General features: G+C 60.9%; 12 protein-coding genes. 5 read left to right on the top strand and 7 right to left on the bottom strand.

Features of this window, described 5'->3' with window-relative positions; translation table 11 throughout:
- Nucleotides 1-362 precede the first annotated feature (362 nt).
- A complete protein-coding gene (locus tag BGO64_RS10010; protein ID WP_286700612.1) occupies nt 363-1,559 on the top strand; it encodes an NnrS family protein in 1,197 nt (398 codons plus the stop codon).
- Here BGO64_RS10010 and BGO64_RS10015 read toward each other — a convergent pair whose 3' ends face one another.
- Nucleotides 1,560-2,132 (bottom strand): helix-turn-helix domain-containing protein, encoded by a 573-nt coding sequence (locus BGO64_RS10015; RefSeq protein WP_286700613.1) that lies wholly within the window; start codon nt 2,130-2,132, stop codon nt 1,560-1,562.
- Nucleotides 2,133-2,245: 113 nt separating this feature from the next.
- Here BGO64_RS10015 and BGO64_RS10020 point away from each other — a divergent pair, with 113 nt between their 5' ends.
- Both BGO64_RS10020 and BGO64_RS10025 read left to right on the top strand, forming a co-directional pair.
- Nucleotides 2,246-3,397 carry a benzoate/H(+) symporter BenE family transporter gene (locus tag BGO64_RS10020; protein WP_286700614.1) on the top strand — a complete coding sequence of 384 codons (1,152 nt, stop codon included), beginning with the start codon at nt 2,246-2,248 and terminating at the stop codon, nt 3,395-3,397.
- Nucleotides 3,398-3,544: 147 nt separating this feature from the next.
- Nucleotides 3,545-4,609 carry a DUF3103 family protein gene (locus BGO64_RS10025; protein ID WP_103261667.1) on the top strand — a complete coding sequence of 355 codons (1,065 nt, stop codon included), beginning with the start codon at nt 3,545-3,547 and terminating at the stop codon, nt 4,607-4,609.
- Between the two features lie 63 nt (nt 4,610-4,672).
- On the opposite strand, the gene metF is transcribed toward BGO64_RS10025, so the two are convergent.
- Entirely contained in the window at nt 4,673-5,569 is an 897-nt protein-coding gene (metF, locus tag BGO64_RS10030) for a methylenetetrahydrofolate reductase (protein WP_010674220.1), read from the bottom strand.
- Between the two features lie 327 nt (nt 5,570-5,896).
- Between metF and BGO64_RS10035 the strand changes: the two genes are divergently transcribed.
- A complete protein-coding gene (locus BGO64_RS10035; protein WP_069651523.1) occupies nt 5,897-6,688 on the top strand; it encodes a GNAT family N-acetyltransferase in 792 nt (263 codons plus the stop codon).
- Nucleotides 6,689-6,748: 60 nt separating this feature from the next.
- On the opposite strand, the gene BGO64_RS10040 is transcribed toward BGO64_RS10035, so the two are convergent.
- The 3 genes from BGO64_RS10040 to BGO64_RS10050 form a co-directional block, all read right to left on the bottom strand.
- Nucleotides 6,749-8,212 (bottom strand): extracellular solute-binding protein, encoded by a 1,464-nt coding sequence (locus tag BGO64_RS10040; protein ID WP_201889071.1) that lies wholly within the window; start codon nt 8,210-8,212, stop codon nt 6,749-6,751.
- A gap of 8 nt (nt 8,213-8,220) precedes the next feature.
- Entirely contained in the window at nt 8,221-10,200 is a 1,980-nt protein-coding gene (locus tag BGO64_RS10045) for a methyl-accepting chemotaxis protein (RefSeq protein ID WP_039040116.1), read from the bottom strand.
- A gap of 197 nt (nt 10,201-10,397) precedes the next feature.
- On the bottom strand, nt 10,398-11,009 hold the full coding sequence (locus BGO64_RS10050; protein ID WP_010674216.1) for an OmpW family outer membrane protein: 612 nt from the start codon (nt 11,007-11,009) through the stop codon (nt 10,398-10,400).
- Between the two features lie 325 nt (nt 11,010-11,334).
- Between BGO64_RS10050 and BGO64_RS10055 the strand changes: the two genes are divergently transcribed.
- Nucleotides 11,335-11,460, top strand: a complete 126-nt coding sequence (locus tag BGO64_RS10055) for a hypothetical protein (RefSeq protein ID WP_010674215.1) — start codon at nt 11,335-11,337, stop codon at nt 11,458-11,460.
- 116 nt (nt 11,461-11,576) lie between these two features.
- Here BGO64_RS10055 and uvrA read toward each other — a convergent pair whose 3' ends face one another.
- Both uvrA and BGO64_RS10065 read right to left on the bottom strand, forming a co-directional pair.
- The gene (uvrA, locus tag BGO64_RS10060; protein WP_286700615.1) at nt 11,577-14,405 is read right to left on the bottom strand and encodes an excinuclease ABC subunit UvrA; all 2,829 of its coding nucleotides are present in this window, start codon (nt 14,403-14,405) and stop codon (nt 11,577-11,579) included.
- Between the two features lie 93 nt (nt 14,406-14,498).
- Nucleotides 14,499-15,137 carry a LuxR C-terminal-related transcriptional regulator gene (locus tag BGO64_RS10065; protein ID WP_010674213.1) on the bottom strand — a complete coding sequence of 213 codons (639 nt, stop codon included), beginning with the start codon at nt 15,135-15,137 and terminating at the stop codon, nt 14,499-14,501.
- Between the last annotated feature and the right edge of the window lie 368 nt (nt 15,138-15,505).

A 15,505-nucleotide genomic window follows, 5' to 3' on the forward strand; every position in this document is an offset into this window, starting at 1 on the left:
CACAGATTGCTTGATTCAAATTGTTAAAGAGCGTCACGCTTATCGCGTTGAGGAGGCGCATCTTACGCCCCCCACTTCGAAAGTCAAGCGGTTGTTTTCGCTTTTCTTTCGGCGCCCACCTCATCAGGAGGCTAGCTCATCAGTTTGGCGTGGTCCGCCGTGCTGGTAGGGGCGCATTATAGGGAGCCGCGCCGTGATGACAAGGGCTTTTTCACCGAAAAGAACCGTTCGCTCAGATATACAGCAAAGCGGTTCTATTTCGTTCGCATCACCACCATTTCGGGCTGTCATTGGATTTAAATTGAACATTTGAAAAGCCACTTTATAATTGGCTTTTCAAATGTTCAATTAAGGTTTCATTCATGCACCAGATCCTGGATAGCCGCAAAGAGGAGAGAATCGTTCCTCTGTTCCGCCTCGGGTTTCGGCCTTTCTTCCTGTTCGGCGCCTTGTTCTCGGCTTTGGCGATGCTGGGCTGGCTGGGGCAACTCAACGGCTGGTTCGCTCTGCCCGGGATTGCCAACCCCATCTGGTGGCATGCACATGAAATGCTGTTCGGCTTTGGTGCCGCCATAGTGGCGGGTTTTCTGCTTACCGCCGTCCAGAACTGGACCGCTCACCCAGGTGTACGCGGTTGGCCGCTGGCACTGGTCGTGGGATTGTGGGCCATCCCGAGAGGCCTTCTCCCCTGGTTTGGGGAAAGCAATGTCACTCTGATGGTCATGGACCTGGCCTGGTTGCCCCTCTGTACGTGGTTTCTCGCCAGACCCATCATAGTGACGCGCCAGTGGCGCAATCTCTTTTTTGTTCCCCTGCTTCTCGTGTTGACCCTGCTCAATACCGCTTGCTGGCGGTGGCATGCCGAATGGCCATTGGTGGAACATATCCTGCTTGCAACCGTGCTCCTCTTCACGACCCTGATTGCCGTCATGGGAGGACGTGTCATTCCCTTCTTCACCGCCAGAGCCACTGGGGCGGAAAAAGCACTCCCACTGCCGTGGCTGGAGCGCATTGCCCTCGCGTCTCTGTGGCTCATCCTGCTGCTCTGGTTAGTACTCCCGACCCAGTGGGTCATCGGAATTCAGATGTTCCCTCTATATATAGTGGCGGCAGGGGCTCACCTCTACAGGCAGCTGCGCTGGCGACCCGGAACCACGGTGGCCCAGCCCCTGCTGTGGTCGCTTCACCTGGCATACCTCTTTATCCCACTGGGGCTGACCGCCCTGGCGGCACGCACGGCTGGCTGGCCGATTGCCTTGTCACTGGCCAGCCATCTGTTCAGCGCGGGCAGCATGGGGGCCATGATCCTCGGGATGATAGCCCGTGTATCCCTCGGACACAGTGGCAGAGCCCTGCAGATAGGACGCAGGATCACGGCGGCATTTGCACTGGTCATCCTGTCCGCACTGTTGCGGGTCTTGCTCCCCCTCTTTTGGCCAGACCTCACCCTCACGGGATGGAACCTCAGCGGATGGAGCTGGGTTGCCGCCTACGGTCTCTTTGTCTGGGTCTATACCCCCATACTGACCAGTCCCAGAGCGGATGGCCGCCCCGGCTAGTCATCGCGTGGCCATGGCCGGATAGTGGATCAGATTGTGGAAGATGGCGGGAGCGACCCCAAGATTGCGATAGCCATGGGGACGATCCGCTGCAAACCGGACGGCCTCACCCTGATCGAGGGAACGCCACGCCCCGTCCACCAGCACCTCCATCACACCGCTGATGACGATGACATGTTCGGTCACCCCGGGTTCATGGGGTTCTGACTCCCGCTGGTAGCCAGGTAGCAGGGTCAGTTCGAACAACTCGAAACCAAAGCGGGCCTCATAGGGGAAAAGCGGGGCAACCTGCATCCCCTCTCCCGCCGGCTGCTGTCGAATATCATCGGCAATACGGTATACCGTCTCTCCCTGTGCCTCTGGTGTCGGCTCAATGAAACTGGAGAAAGAGACCCGAAAACCGGTGGCAATCTTCCACAATGTTGCCACCGTCGGACTGGATTCACCTCGCTCGATCTGTCCCAGCATGGCCTTGCTCACCCCCGTTTCACGGGCGGCCATATCCAGGCTCCATCCTCTTTCAGTGCGCAGCCCTTTCAATCGCCGGGCCAGATAGCGACTCATCTCCTGCATCTGTTCTCCGATTACTTCGACCCATATTGTGCGCCATAACGCACAGCGTTATAGTCCAAACCACATTGTACGCAATAGCGCACAAGCTATCAGCATCCACAAGGAAGTTTCCCATGCCTCTAGCCCTCCCCCACATGGTCGCGGGACTCATCGCCGTATTGGTGGGTTACACGAGTTCTGTCGTCTTGATCATCCAGGCTGCCACGGCCGCCGGTGCCGATGCAGCCCAGGTCTCTTCCTGGTTATGGACACTGGGTATCGGCATGGGGGTCAGCTGCATCGGCCTCTCCCTCTATTACCGGGTGCCTGTCTTGACGGCCTGGTCTACCCCGGGTGCCGCCCTGCTCATCACCAGCCTGGGGAACTTCAGTCTGGCGGAGGCCATCGGCGCCTTCATCATCTCTTCACTGCTGATCACCCTCTGCGGCATCAGCGGCTGGTTCGACAGGCTGATGCGTCACATTCCCGCCCCACTGGCGGCCGCCATGCTGGCCGGAGTCTTGCTCAGGTTCGGGCTGGATCTCTTCAAGGTGGCACCGCAAGATCCTCTGCTGCTTGGCACCTTGCTACTGGCTTTCTTGCTGGGTCGCCACCTCTGGCCCCGCTACACCATGGTGCTGGTCCTGGCGGCCGGCATGCTGCTCTGCACCCTGAGGGGCGAGCTGCAACTCAACGAGGTTCACTGGCAACTCTCCAGCCCGGTGTGGATCTCGCCCTCCTTCTCCATCAATGCCGTGCTGGGGATAGCGCTGCCACTGTTTCTCGTCACCATGACGTCGCAGAACATGCCGGGCATCACCATCCTGCGTGCCCATGGCTATCAACCCGCCACCTCTTCCCTGATCACCTGGACCGGCCTGACCGGCTTGCTGCTGGCCCCGTTCGGCGGTTACGCCTTCAACCTGGCCGCCATCACAGCCGCCATCTGCATGGGCAAGGAAGTGGATCACGATGTCACTCGACGCTGGCCTGCTGCCGTGTGGGCTGGATGTTTCTACCTGCTCACAGGCTGTTTCGGTGCCACCGTGGTTGCCCTGTTCAGCGCATTCCCTGCGGTGCTGGTCACCTGCGTGGCCGGGCTGGCGCTGCTCGGCACCATAGGCAGCAGCTTGCACAGCGCCTTGCAGCAGGACGAGGAGCGGGAAGCCGCGCTACTGACTTTCCTCGTGACTGCCTCGGGGATTACCCTGCTCGGGGTCGGGTCTGCCTGCTGGGGATTGCTGATCGGAGTGACATTGCATCAAGTCAACCGGCTCCGCGCCTGACCTGACCATCTGGGGAGACTCCAGTGAGACGCAGCACATAATTCTGAGAAGAACGTTCACATATGAACCTTATTCCTTTCTAGTGACAAAACGGCGCAGATCCTGCCCGACAAGCGCCGTTGTCAGACTCAATACTGGAGAACGAAGATGAGGAATCAGGCTGTCATTTTGTTACTGGCACTGCTGGGCGCCACCACGACCCAGGCTGCCGACACCGATCGGGAGCTGGCACGCCAGCTCGCGCTGCAGCAGAAGAACCTGCTGCCACTCCTGAACAATCAGGAATACCAGAGCCCGCTGCCCAACCTGCTGCAGAAGGCCAGCCCGCGCCTGAAGCGCCAGGCTCGGGATGCCAACCAGGCAGCCATCAGTCGGCAAGGGCTGGATGGCGAGGTCAGGGAGCTGATGCAACTGCGGCTGGCCAATCCGGATCAGGCGGATGCACTGCAACAAGGGGTTGAGCCACTGGTTGCCTACATACCAAGTGGTGACGAAAAGAGCTGGAGCGCCATCGAGGCGTTCGACAGCGCCGGCAGCCCGATCTATCTCGATGTGAACCAGCCGCCGGCGCGGCCGGTACTGGTGGTGGAGGCCGATCCGGTCAAAGCCAAGAATGCCGGCCTGAAGGTGATGCGAAAGGCGCTGGCTGCCGCCGACATGCAGGTGACGCCCCGTGCCACCAGCAACGCCACGCCCCTCAAGACCAGCATTCTCAAGAAGATCAGGCTCAACGATGATCAGGAGCCCTGGCTGCTGGGCGCCGCCGAGGTCTATGCCGTCGTGGCCGGGGTCAATCCTGGCAGGGACGAGCCCGTGGTAGATATCGTCGACATGCCCTATCTCGACTACGACAACACCGACTACACCCCCAACCAGATCCTGGTCTATTGGGATCGCTACCGCTGGGGAGCCGTCGACGTGGTCATGATGGAGCAGGATGACAACGTCAATTACAAGGAGCTGAGTGCCCTCCTGATTGACGCACTCAAACTCGGCTTCACTGCGGGCGGCGTACCCGAGGCCCTGCCCTTCCTCGACCTCGGCGGTCGTATCGTCAAGGCACTTCCGGACTCCTGGATGACCAACAACGACGACTACCTCGACACCTTCTATACCCTGGAGCAGGACCAGAGCTATCACCAGTATCCCGGTGCCGCCGGCAATGCAGTCATCGATCTCGAGCCCAGGGAGATCCAGCCAACCCGGCCCTGACTGTCGCTCAAAACAAAAAGCCAATGAGAAGACTCATTGGCTTTTCTGTATCAGAGCCGCGGATCAGGCCTGACCTTTCGGCCTCACACCCAGTGTGTGACAGATGGCGTAGGTCAGCTCTGAGCGGTTCAGGGTATAGAAGTGGAAATCCTTCACCCCTTCCTGACTCAGCACACGCACCTGGTCGATAGCAATGCTGGCTCCCACCATGTTGCGCGTCATCTGATCGTTTTCCAGCCCTTCGAAACGCTGGTGCATCCAGCGCGGGATCTTCACGTTGGTGAAACCGGCAAACTTGGCCAGGGTCTGGTAGTTGGAGACCGGCAGTATCCCCGGCACGATCTCCGCATCGATACCGATGGCGGCGCAGCGATCCCGAAAACGCAGATAGGTCTCCACATCGAAGAAGAACTGGGTAATGGCCCGGTTGGCACCGGCATCTATCTTGCGCTTGAGGTTGAGCAGGTCGGATTGCGCACTGCGAGCCTCGGGGTGGCCTTCCGGATAGGCGGCGACCGAGATATCGAAATCGGCTTCGGATTTGAGCAAGGCGACCAGGTCGGTGGCATACATGTCAGGCTTGTCGAGGCCGGGAGGCAAGTCTCCGCGCAGGGCCACGATGTGGCGAATGCCGCTGTTCCAGTAGTCACGGGCAATAGTGCGCAACTCGTCACGGCTGGCATCGATACAGGTCAGGTGCGGGGCGGCGATGAGGCCGGTACGCTCCTTGATGTCCTTGATCACCTTGTGAGTGCGGTCCCGGGTGCCCGAATTGGCGCCATAGGTCACAGAGACGAATTTGGGCTCCAGCACCTGCAGGCGCTCGATGGACTGCCAGAGGGTGTTCTCCATCCCTTCGCTGTTGGGCGGGAAAAACTCGAAACTGACCGATATGTCGCCACCCAGATCCGCCAAACTCTGGTTGAGTGCCTCAACCTGACGCGCGCTGTGAAATCCCATGTGCTCTCTCCCTGTCCTGCAACCCATTCCTTCACGCCAAAACGGATGTTTGGACGTCTAAACGTCTTTCTATCTTTATGAGAAAACGGATCAAAGTCAATACCGATTTGTCAGCGACAAGGGGGATTGCCGATTTTTTTATTTTGCAATTCAACCTAAGTAATGAGCGACCCCATCCCAAAATGCTGTCAGGCACGCTATGATGCGGGCGGATCGTCCTGGACGTTCTGAATCTGCGTGTGATTGTTTGGCCGGGTTTCCCGGCCTTTTTTTAACTTCTTTCCCCGCCTGCCGATAAGCAATTCAAGCGTTTGCAGGAGCCCCATCATGGAAGATCACCCCGGTTTTGCCACCGATCTGCTGTTCGATCGCTATCAGGGCGAGGTGACGGATCATGATGCGTTCTGGACCGTGCGCACCCCGGGCTCTCCAGACTACTACTTCGGCAACTACCTGTTGCTGCCCACCCCCCCAAGCGATCGTGACAAGGGCTGGCTCGAGGCCAGTTTCGACAGGCTGATTGGCTGGGATCCCCGTATCCGCCACCGCACCTTCCAGTGGCCCCTCGCCGCAGGCCAGAACAGCCGGGTCGCCGGGTTCGTGGCGGCGGGGTACCAATACATGGAGTGCGTAGTACTGGCGCTGGGTGCAATGGAGTGGCAAGCCCCCACCGGCAGCGACATGGCCCCGGCTCGCCCGTTCACCGCGGCGGACTGGGATCAGTGGCTCGCCTTCGAGCTGGCAGAGCGGGATCCAGCCCATTCGGAGGAGCGCTATCTTCCCTATCTCTTGTCACGCCGCCAGCTCTATCAGGCCATGATCGATGACGGGCTCGGACAGTGGTGGGGGTTATGGCACCAGGATCAACTGGTTGCCAGCTGCGGACTCTTCTTCACCGGCACCCTGGGACGCTTTCAACTGGTGCGCACGCACGCAGAGTGGCGAAACCGGGGGCTCTGTCGTCTGTTGCTGAGCCAGGTCGCACGCCAGGGACTGGCACGGGCCAGTTCGCTCATCATAGTGGCAGACGAGCACTATCACGCCCAGCGGGTCTATCGCACTCTGGGTTTCGTGCCGGTGGCCCGTATCGGCAGCCTGTGCCGCTGGCCACGGGAATGACAGGTCATCACGCAGATGCAAAACGGGAGGCCAAGGCCTCCCGTTCTTCATGGTGAACCATCAGGGCTGTGCCCCCTCCAGTTCGCTGGCGAGCGCCTCCTCCACTTCGGCAGGAGGCGCTGGAGCGACGGCTCCGGACACCGGTACTGACGGAGGCTGGGTCGCGCTTGCTCCGGAAGGCGCTTGTCCATCCGGCACCACAGGTGCAGCAGGTTCGGTCCCGATGGCACCCGACACAGGGACGGCAGGCACGCTCGCCTCACACTGACACTCCTGTCCCTTGCCCTGGTTGCCCTGATGGGGGGCATACCACCCTTTCAACCCCTGTTCCAGGCGATCGGCCGCCGCCTTGGGTGCCACGGTTCCCAGCAATACCTGCTGGCTCACCTCGGCCAGTTCATCCCCGAGCTTGGGAGTGCCGCGGGAGAGGATCTGGGTGGCAACCCGGATGGTGGAATCGCACTGATCCCGCCACTCCATCATCTCTCTGGCCGCCGGATTGGTGGCTTCAAAGAAGTGGTTGGAGAGCGAGAAGAAGCCGGGCAGCGAGTTGGTATAGAGCTCGGCAAACTGGGGAGTAGTCAGCCACTGCAGGAAGGTCATGGCGGCCTCCTTGTTCTTGCTGGCCGGATTCATCCCCATACCGATGTCGGTGTGATCGGTGAAGAAACAGCCATCCCCCTGCTTTGCCACGGGCGGGCGCATGACACCGAAGTCCACCTTGCCGGTGAAGGGGGCGATCTCCCAGGATCCCGCTGCATAGAAGGCAGCCTTACCCGAGGTGAACAGCTCGTTGGTGGTGGCGTAGTCGCGGCTCTCGCCCCCCTCCCCCAGGTAGTCACGCCAGCGGGCCAGCTCCTCGAACACCTTGACGTATTGCGGGTTGTTGAAGCGCTCCTGGCCCCCGATCAGCGCCAATCGACCATCCTCCCCCTTCCAGTAGTTGGGGCCTATGTTCTGGAAACCGAGCTCGGAGGCAACCCAGCTCTCCGAGCCGCTCACGGCGAGGGGAACATAGCGACCATCCGCCTTCACCTTGTCCAGGGCCGCGAAGAATGCCTCGCGGGTCTGGGGAACCGTCAGCCCCAGCTCACTGAAAATCTTCTTGTTGTAGAAGAAGCCGTGAATCACCGATGCCATGGGTACGCAGAAAGTCTGGGCGCCACTGTCGGTCTGCCAGGGGGATTGGGCAAAGCTCGGGAAGTTCTCCATCCCCGCCATCTCGCTCAGCTCCACCAGATGGCCCGCCTTGAACAGGGCCAGGGAGTCGTCAAACGGGCGGCAGGTGATGAGATCCCCCGCCTTGCCCGCCTTGAGGCTGGCCCAGAGGGTCGGCATGTACTCGACGTTCTGCACCCCGTTGAATTTCACCTGAATACCCGGGTGGGCGGCCTCGAAAGCAGGAATGATCTTCTGTTCCCACAAGGCCTTGTCATCAATGCGCCAGCTCTCTATCACCAGCTCACTGGCCATCAGCTGGCCACACAACAGGAGACTCAGGGCCCCGATCAACTTGTTAGCCATAAGTCCTCCTACACCTTGAAATGGGCGATCAATTGCTGCTGCTTGGCGACCAGATCCGCCAGCACCTCACTGCTGCTGGCCGATTCCCGCGCCTCCCGCTCGGTCTCGTAAGCCACATCCGCAATGCCGGCGACATGACGGGCAACCCCCTGACTCACGGAGATCTGTTCCTGGGCGGCATGAGCCACCTGATCCGCCATCGCCTTGATGGCACTCATCCGCTCGGCAATGGATTGCAACGCCTCGTCCATCACCCGGGTCTGGGCCACGCAATCCTGGGTCTGCTCCTGGCTGCGTGCCATCACGGCCACCACGTGCTTGCTGGAACTTTGCAGGTTCTCGATCATGGCCTGGATCTCCTCGGTCGAGGTCTGGGTCCGGTTCGCAAGTGCCCGCACCTCGTCCGCCACCACCGCGAAGCCGCGACCGGCGTCCCCCGCGCGGGCCGCCTCGATGGCCGCGTTCAGCGCCAGCAGGTTGGTCTGCTCGGCGATGCTGCGGATCACGTCGAGGATGCTGCCGATGTTGTCGCTGAATTCCCCCAGCTTGTGGGTGATGCCGACCGCCTCTTCCATGGCACCCGCCAGTTGTTCGGTGATCTGGCGAGTAGTCGCCACCTGTTTGCGTCCGGCGCGGGCCTCCTCGTCCGCCAGGTCCACCTCGCGCTTGGTGCCATCGGTGGAACGCGCCACCTCGGTGGCACTCACCTCCAGCTCGGTGATGGCGGCAGCCACCTGATCGGTCTGGCTCTTCTGATCCTGCACCCGTGACATGGCCCGCTCGCTTATCTCGGCGGCGCGGCTCGCCTCGTCCACCAGATGGCGCGAGCCGGCATTGATCTGGGCGAGCAGCTCGCCAGTCTTGTCTGCCAGGGTATTGATGGAGCGGGTCAGGCTGCCGAACTCGCAGCGGCTCTGGTAGTCGATGCGCCGGGTCATGTCACCCGTAGCCATGCGATCCAGCTCCCGATCGATGAGTTGCAGCGGACGCTGGATGCTGCGGGCCGTGGTGTAACCGATGAGGAGCGCGGCGGCCGCGGAGATGGCAGACACGATCAGGATCCAGGCGCTGGCGCTGCTGACGGCGTCATCCGCCCCGACCCGGCTCGCGCTGGCAATGCTGCCCGCCGATTTGGCCATCTCGTCCAGCAGCGCCAGGCTGTTGACCAGACTGGTGTCGAGTTGCTGGTTCAGGGACTGCAGCGAGGCCGCCAGTTGCTGGCCATTGCGCATGGTCGCCAGCAACCCTTTCGGGCCGAGGGCCAGCTCCTGCATCCGATCGAGGTTGACGATGAAACGCTGCCTCACGTCATCGGGCACCTGCACCCGTTCGAGCCGTTTGCGTGCCATCTCGATATCCTTGCCGAGCACCTTCTCCAATTCATTGAGATCGGTCTTGGCATCGGCCCGGCGGATGTTTTTCAGATCCCGGGCAATGCCGGAGGTGATGAGTTCGGCCTTGTTGCGCATGGAGCGTTTGCTCGCGGTCTGCTGCAACAACAGGTCGGCGGCCCACTGGTAGGTATCTTCCAGCCGGATGAACGCCAGCTCCAGTTCATGGCGCCGATCGAGTGCGGCCACCCACTGGCCGTGCTGGGTCAGCACCTGATCCGCCAACCCGTAGAACTCGCGGGTCGCCCCGTCGACCTGGCGGAACCGCTCGCTCGCCTCCGCCACCCCGTCAAACCGGGCCATCTCCTTGCTCTGGGCCAGGAAACGCTCCTGCTGCGCCTTGAACTGGCTGGCCAGTTGCGGCAACTGGGCCGCCTCCTCGCTGGTTCTGTAGGTGAGCACCCAGCGGTTGCTGTCCTGCAGTGCGCCCTTGAGCCCGGCGACCGCGATCACCAGGGGGGTGGCACGATCAGAAACCTGGGAGAGCCCCTCGTTGATCCCCCGGATCTTCAGAATACTGATGAAGCCGAGCAGAACCAGCAACAACAGCATCAGCACGAAGCCGGCGATGATCCGCTGCACAATAGATAAACCCATGGAGGCATCCTCACTCGTTGGGGAAAGGGGTGAATGCCGAGGTTATCGGCAGCGGGGTGCAATGGAATAGCGGTTCGTGACGCGATGGCGGGCCAGATCACAGTTGGCGTGACATGGCAGGCAGAAAAGGGCCCGAACAGAGCCGGGCCAAAGAGACATGCTTGGTTGTCATGGCCGAGCACCGGCCACGTTTGTCATCAGAAGCGGTAGCCGACGCCGAACATGAAGGCCACCGGATCGATGGAGGTGTTGATGGTGCCCACGGCGGTATGCACATCGGTATCGATGTCGATGAGCCAGGCGGAGGCGTTGACGAACCAGCGGTCATTGATCGCCATGTCCAGGCCCACCTGACCCGCCATCCCCCAGGAGGAGTCCACGCTCACATCCGTCCCGGCCAGGGCACCGCGCCCTTCCTCGTCGAAGAAGGTGGTGTAGTTGATACCGGCCCCCACATAGGGGCGCACCTTGCTGTTGGCATCACCGAAGTAGTACTGCGCCATCAGGGTCGGCGGCAGGTGTTTGACCTTGGCGACCTCACCCAGGCCGGCAGTCGACACCGAGTGGGAGAAGGGGGTCGCGGCCAGCAGCTCGACACCCCAGTTGTCCGTCAACATGTAGGAGAGGGTCAGGCCAAGCTGCATGTTGCTGTCGATCTCCAGCTCGCCCGTCCCCAGCACGTTGTCACTGCTGGTCTGGGGAGAGACGAACGCCAGGCCACCACGGACCAGGATGTCACCGGCCTGATGTGCCATGGCGACGGGGGAAGCAAAAGCGGCTGCGATTAACAGAGGAAGGATCTTTTTCATCACATTATTCCTTTTTTGTTTTCTTTCTATGTTGCAAGCCCGAAAACTATAAAAGGATGTGAATGGCCGGTTATTGATTTAGCTCAATAGTTATCAAGAAATAGATAGATGTACACGGCAGCTTTGATTGGACAATCAAACAGCAGATGAAAATAAAAAGTCATTCAAATACATGATGATGCCTTAAATTACCGCATCAGCATGAAATGTAAAATACCAATTAAATACACCTTAAGCACCTTCATATCACCTTTCAATTGTTGTTTAATTATGCCCCGGGGCGTATTTTATTAATGCGATGTAACCACGCTGTAATTTGAATTTTATGAAACCACAGACACGCAAAGACAAAATTCTCGGCATTCTTGCCGCCATCTGGGGGATAGGTTCCTTCCTCTTCATTCTGCTGGGTTTCCTGTTCGCCCTCGCCTTCCTGATGCTGACACACTGAGTCTGCCGGACGAGTCCCTCTTTTCTCCCTCTCATCCCTGGCCGGGCGCCAGACCGGCGCACCTCGCCCACCGGCCAACAAAAAAGGGGCCTTGGCCCCTTTTTCTCGAGTGACGCTTATTTCTCCAGTAGAGGAGCGAGGAAGCGCGCCGTGTGGGACTCCTTGCAACGGCTCATCTCCTCAGGCGTACCCGTCACCAGAATACGGCCACCACCAGCGCCCCCTTCCGGGCCCAGATCAACGATCCAGTCCGCGGTTTTGATGACGTCCAGGTTGTGCTCGATGATGACGATGGTGTTGCCCCGATCCCGCAGTTGGTGCAGTACCTTGAGCAACTGCTGGATATCGTGGAAGTGCAGCCCCGTGGTCGGTTCGTCCAGGATGTAGAGGGTCTGGCCGGTGTCCCGCTTGGAGAGCTCCCGCGCCAGCTTGACCCGCTGCGCCTCGCCGCCAGAGAGCGTGGTAGCGGACTGACCGAGCCGGATGTAGGAGAGGCCCACGTCCATCAGGGTCTGCAGCTTGCGCGCCACCGCCGGCACCGGATCGAAGAAGGCACGGGCATCTTCCACCGTCATCTCGAGGATTTCGTGGATGTTCTTGCCCTTGTACTTCACCTCCAGGGTCTCGCGGTTGTAGCGCTTGCCCTTGCAGACGTCGCACGGCACGTAAACGTCCGGCAGGAAGTGCATCTCCACCTTGATGACCCCGTCCCCCTGGCACGCCTCGCAGCGTCCCCCCTTCACGTTGAAGGAGAAGCGGCCCGGCTGGTAGCCACGGGAACGCGCCTCCTGGGTGCCGGAGAGCAGCTCGCGGATCGGGGTGAACAGGCCGGTGTAGGTGGCCGGGTTGGAGCGCGGGGTGCGGCCGATGGGGCTCTGGTCGATATCCACCACCTTGTCCAGATGCTCCAGCCCCTCGACGCTGCGATAGGGCGCAGGCGTGGACTCGGTGGCCTTGTTCAGCTCGCGGTGGGCGATGCGGAACAGGGTGTCGTTGATCAGGGTCGACTTGCCGGAACCGGAGACGCCGGTGACGCAGGTCATCACTCCGATGGGCAGATCCAGGTTGACGTTGCGCAGGTTGTTGCCGCTCGCCCCTTTCAATTTCAGCCACTTGCCGGTGAGCGGGGTGCGCTCGGCCGGGATGGCGATCTGCTTGCGCCCGGAGAGGTAGGCACCGGTCAGGGACTCGGGGTTCGCGATGATCTCCTCCGGCGTCCCCTGGGCGACAATGGCACCGCCGTGCACGCCAGCCCCCGGGCCGATGTCGAGCACATGGTCGGCGAGGCGAATGGCATCCTCATCGTGCTCCACCACGATCACGGTGTTGCCGAGATCACGCAGGTGAGTCAGGGTCTTGAGCAGCCGCTCGTTGTCCCGCTGATGCAGGCCGATGGAAGGCTCGTCCAGCACGTACATGACCCCCACCAGGCCAGCCCCGATCTGGCTGGCCAGCCGGATCCGCTGCGCCTCGCCACCGGAGAGGGTCTCGGCGCTGCGCGACAGGCTCAGATAGTTGAGGCCGACGTTCACCAGGAAGCCGAGCCGCTCGACGATCTCCTTGAGGATCTTGTCCGCTATCTGGGCACGCTGACCGGACAGGTTCAACCCTTCGAAGAAGGCCAGGGCATCGCCGATGGACTGCTCGGCGATGGCGGGCAGGTTGCGATTGTCCACGAAGACGTGGCGGGCTTCTTCCCGCAGTCGGCTGCCACCGCAACTGGTACAGGACTTGTTGGCGATGTATTTGGCCAGCTCTTCCCGCACCGCGTTGGATTCGGTCTCCCGGTAGCGGCGCTCCATGTTGTGCAGGATCCCCTCGAACGGGTGCTTGCGCACCACCACGTCGCCGCGGTCATTCATGTAGCGGAACTCGATCTCGGTGCGCCCGGAACCACGCAGGATCACCTCCTGGGTCTTGAGCGGCAGATCCTCCCAGGGGGTCTCCAGGTCGAACTTGTAGTGATCGGCCAGGGATTTGAGCATCTGGAAGTAGTAGAAGCTGCGTTTGTCCCAACCACGGATGGCGCCGCCGGCCAGGCTCTGGCCCGGATCATGGATGAGCTTGGCGGGATCGAAATACTGCTGCACCCCGAGACCGTCACAGGTGGGGCAGGCCCCCGCCGGGTTGTTGAAGGAGAAGATCCGGGGCTCCAGCTCCGACATGGAGTAACCGCACTCGGGGCAGGCGAAGTTGGCGGAGAAGGTCATGGGGGCAACCCCATCCTCCCCGTCCATCGGCACCACCAGCACGATGCCGCCGGAGAGAGTCAGCGCCGTTTCGAACGATTCGGCCAGGCGCAGGGCCAGGTCATCGCGCACCTTGAATCTGTCCACCACCACCTCGATGGTGTGCTTCTTGTGCAGCTCCAGGGCGGGAGGATCCGACAGATCGCACACCTCGCCGTCGATGCGGGCGCGGATGTAACCCTGGGCCGCCAGGTTCTCCAGCAGCTTGGTGTGCTCCCCCTTGCGGTTGCGCACCACGGGGGCCAGCAGCATCAGCTTGGCGCCTTCGGGCTGGGCCAGCACCTGATCCACCATCTGGCTGATGGTCTGGGCCGCGAGCGGAATGGCGTGGGTCGGGCAGCGTGGCTCGCCGACCCGGGCGAACAGCAGCCGCAGGTAGTCGTAAATCTCGGTGATGGTGCCGACGGTCGAGCGCGGGTTGTGGGAGGTGGACTTCTGCTCGATGGAGATGGCAGGCGACAGCCCCTCGATGTGGTCCACGTCCGGCTTCTCCATCAGGGAGAGGAACTGGCGGGCATAGGCGGAGAGCGATTCCACATAGCGGCGCTGCCCCTCGGCATAGAGGGTATCGAACGCCAGGGAGGATTTGCCCGAACCGGAGAGGCCGGTGACCACGATCAGCTTGTCACGTGGCAGGATCAGGTTGATGTTCTTGAGGTTGTGGGTGCGGGCACCCCGGATCACGATTTTTTCCATCTTGTTGCGCGCTCGATACGGGAACCAGAGCGGGCCAGTATGGCATAGAGACTACTGGATGAATAGACAGTCTTTCCTTCCGTGCCCCCTTCCTCAGAGATACTCCTTGGCCCAGCTCACCGCCTGCAACCGGTTCTTGACGTTCAGCTTCTTGAAGACGTTGTAGAGATGGGATTTGACGGTGTGTTCACTCACGAACAGGCTGTCGGCGATCTCGGTGTTGGAGGCCCCCGTCATCAGGTGACGCACGATCTCCTGCTCGCGGGCGGTCAGCAGCGTCTGCTGACGCTGAGGTTGCCCGCTCCCCTTGCGGTAGTAGTCCACCAGGTCGCACAGCAGGTGGCGCGGGATCCAGTACTCCCCCTGCAACACCTTGCGGATGCCGAAGACCAGCCTGTCCAGCGTGTCCTGACGAAAGAAGAGCCCGCTGGTATGGGGCCACATCAGCAGCAGCTCTTTGTTGGTGCTGGTCGGGGCATTGAGCAACACGGCACTGGCCTCGCCAAAGCGCTGGCAGATGGCATTGCTCCAAAGCTCCTGCTGGGTCGACTTGAGGTAGTCCAGATCGATCAGCAGCAAGGTTTTGGGGGCGCCCTCTGCAACGTCTGGCAGGTCATTCAGCTCCCCCACCAGCAAGATGGGCAGACCAAGCTCTTCACTGAGGTGACGCTGGAAACGGGAGGCTTGTGCGTTATTTTCGGTGATCAGCACCAGGAGGGAGTCGGGCGTCATCAAGAGAACTTCCTTGCACATTCGAGTCGGGGCTTTTTGGCAAGGAAGAGTACCAATCCCCCTCCTGGCTGCAGCATTAAAAAAGTATTAGACGCATCGGTGGCTCCTTTGAAGCCCAGCAATTTTCCAGCCAATACAATTGGCTAGCACGCCCCCCCCATTTGGGGGGTCAAGTAGTGCCGGTGCGCACCATAACAGCTCCGCCCTCTTCACGCAGCCTGCCCCAGCCGCCTCCCCTTGCTGGTGACACCTTACCTCGGGTAAGTTACTCAGGCTGTGGCGATCCATTGACGCCACAGTGGCAGGGAAGATGTGCGCTCATGCCCGCCAACTGGTACTATGGCGGCCAAACGCTGCGGCCGATCCAT

The organism is Aeromonas sp. 62-46, from assembly GCF_001898585.1.
Classification (GTDB): Bacteria; Pseudomonadota; Gammaproteobacteria; order Enterobacterales; family Aeromonadaceae; genus Aeromonas; species Aeromonas caviae.

Excerpts from the sequence above, each read along its gene's own strand:
- BGO64_RS10055 (WP_010674215.1), top strand. The coding sequence starts at position 11,335 with ATGAAACCACAGACACGCAAAGACAAAATTCTCGGCATTCTTGCCGCC.
- BGO64_RS10015 (WP_286700613.1), bottom strand. The coding sequence starts at position 2,132 with ATGCAGGAGATGAGTCGCTATCTGGCCCGGCGATTGAAAGGGCTGCGC.
- uvrA (WP_286700615.1), bottom strand. The coding sequence starts at position 14,405 with ATGGAAAAAATCGTGATCCGGGGTGCCCGCACCCACAACCTCAAGAAC.
- BGO64_RS10020 (WP_286700614.1), top strand. The coding sequence starts at position 2,246 with ATGCCTCTAGCCCTCCCCCACATGGTCGCGGGACTCATCGCCGTATTG.
- BGO64_RS10025 (WP_103261667.1), top strand. The coding sequence starts at position 3,545 with ATGAGGAATCAGGCTGTCATTTTGTTACTGGCACTGCTGGGCGCCACC.
- BGO64_RS10045 (WP_039040116.1), bottom strand. The coding sequence starts at position 10,200 with ATGGGTTTATCTATTGTGCAGCGGATCATCGCCGGCTTCGTGCTGATG.
- BGO64_RS10065 (WP_010674213.1), bottom strand. The coding sequence starts at position 15,137 with ATGACGCCCGACTCCCTCCTGGTGCTGATCACCGAAAATAACGCACAA.
- BGO64_RS10040 (WP_201889071.1), bottom strand. The coding sequence starts at position 8,212 with ATGGCTAACAAGTTGATCGGGGCCCTGAGTCTCCTGTTGTGTGGCCAG.
- metF (WP_010674220.1), bottom strand. The coding sequence starts at position 5,569 with ATGGGATTTCACAGCGCGCGTCAGGTTGAGGCACTCAACCAGAGTTTG.
- BGO64_RS10050 (WP_010674216.1), bottom strand. The coding sequence starts at position 11,009 with ATGAAAAAGATCCTTCCTCTGTTAATCGCAGCCGCTTTTGCTTCCCCC.
- BGO64_RS10010 (WP_286700612.1), top strand. The coding sequence starts at position 363 with ATGCACCAGATCCTGGATAGCCGCAAAGAGGAGAGAATCGTTCCTCTG.
- BGO64_RS10035 (WP_069651523.1), top strand. The coding sequence starts at position 5,897 with ATGGAAGATCACCCCGGTTTTGCCACCGATCTGCTGTTCGATCGCTAT.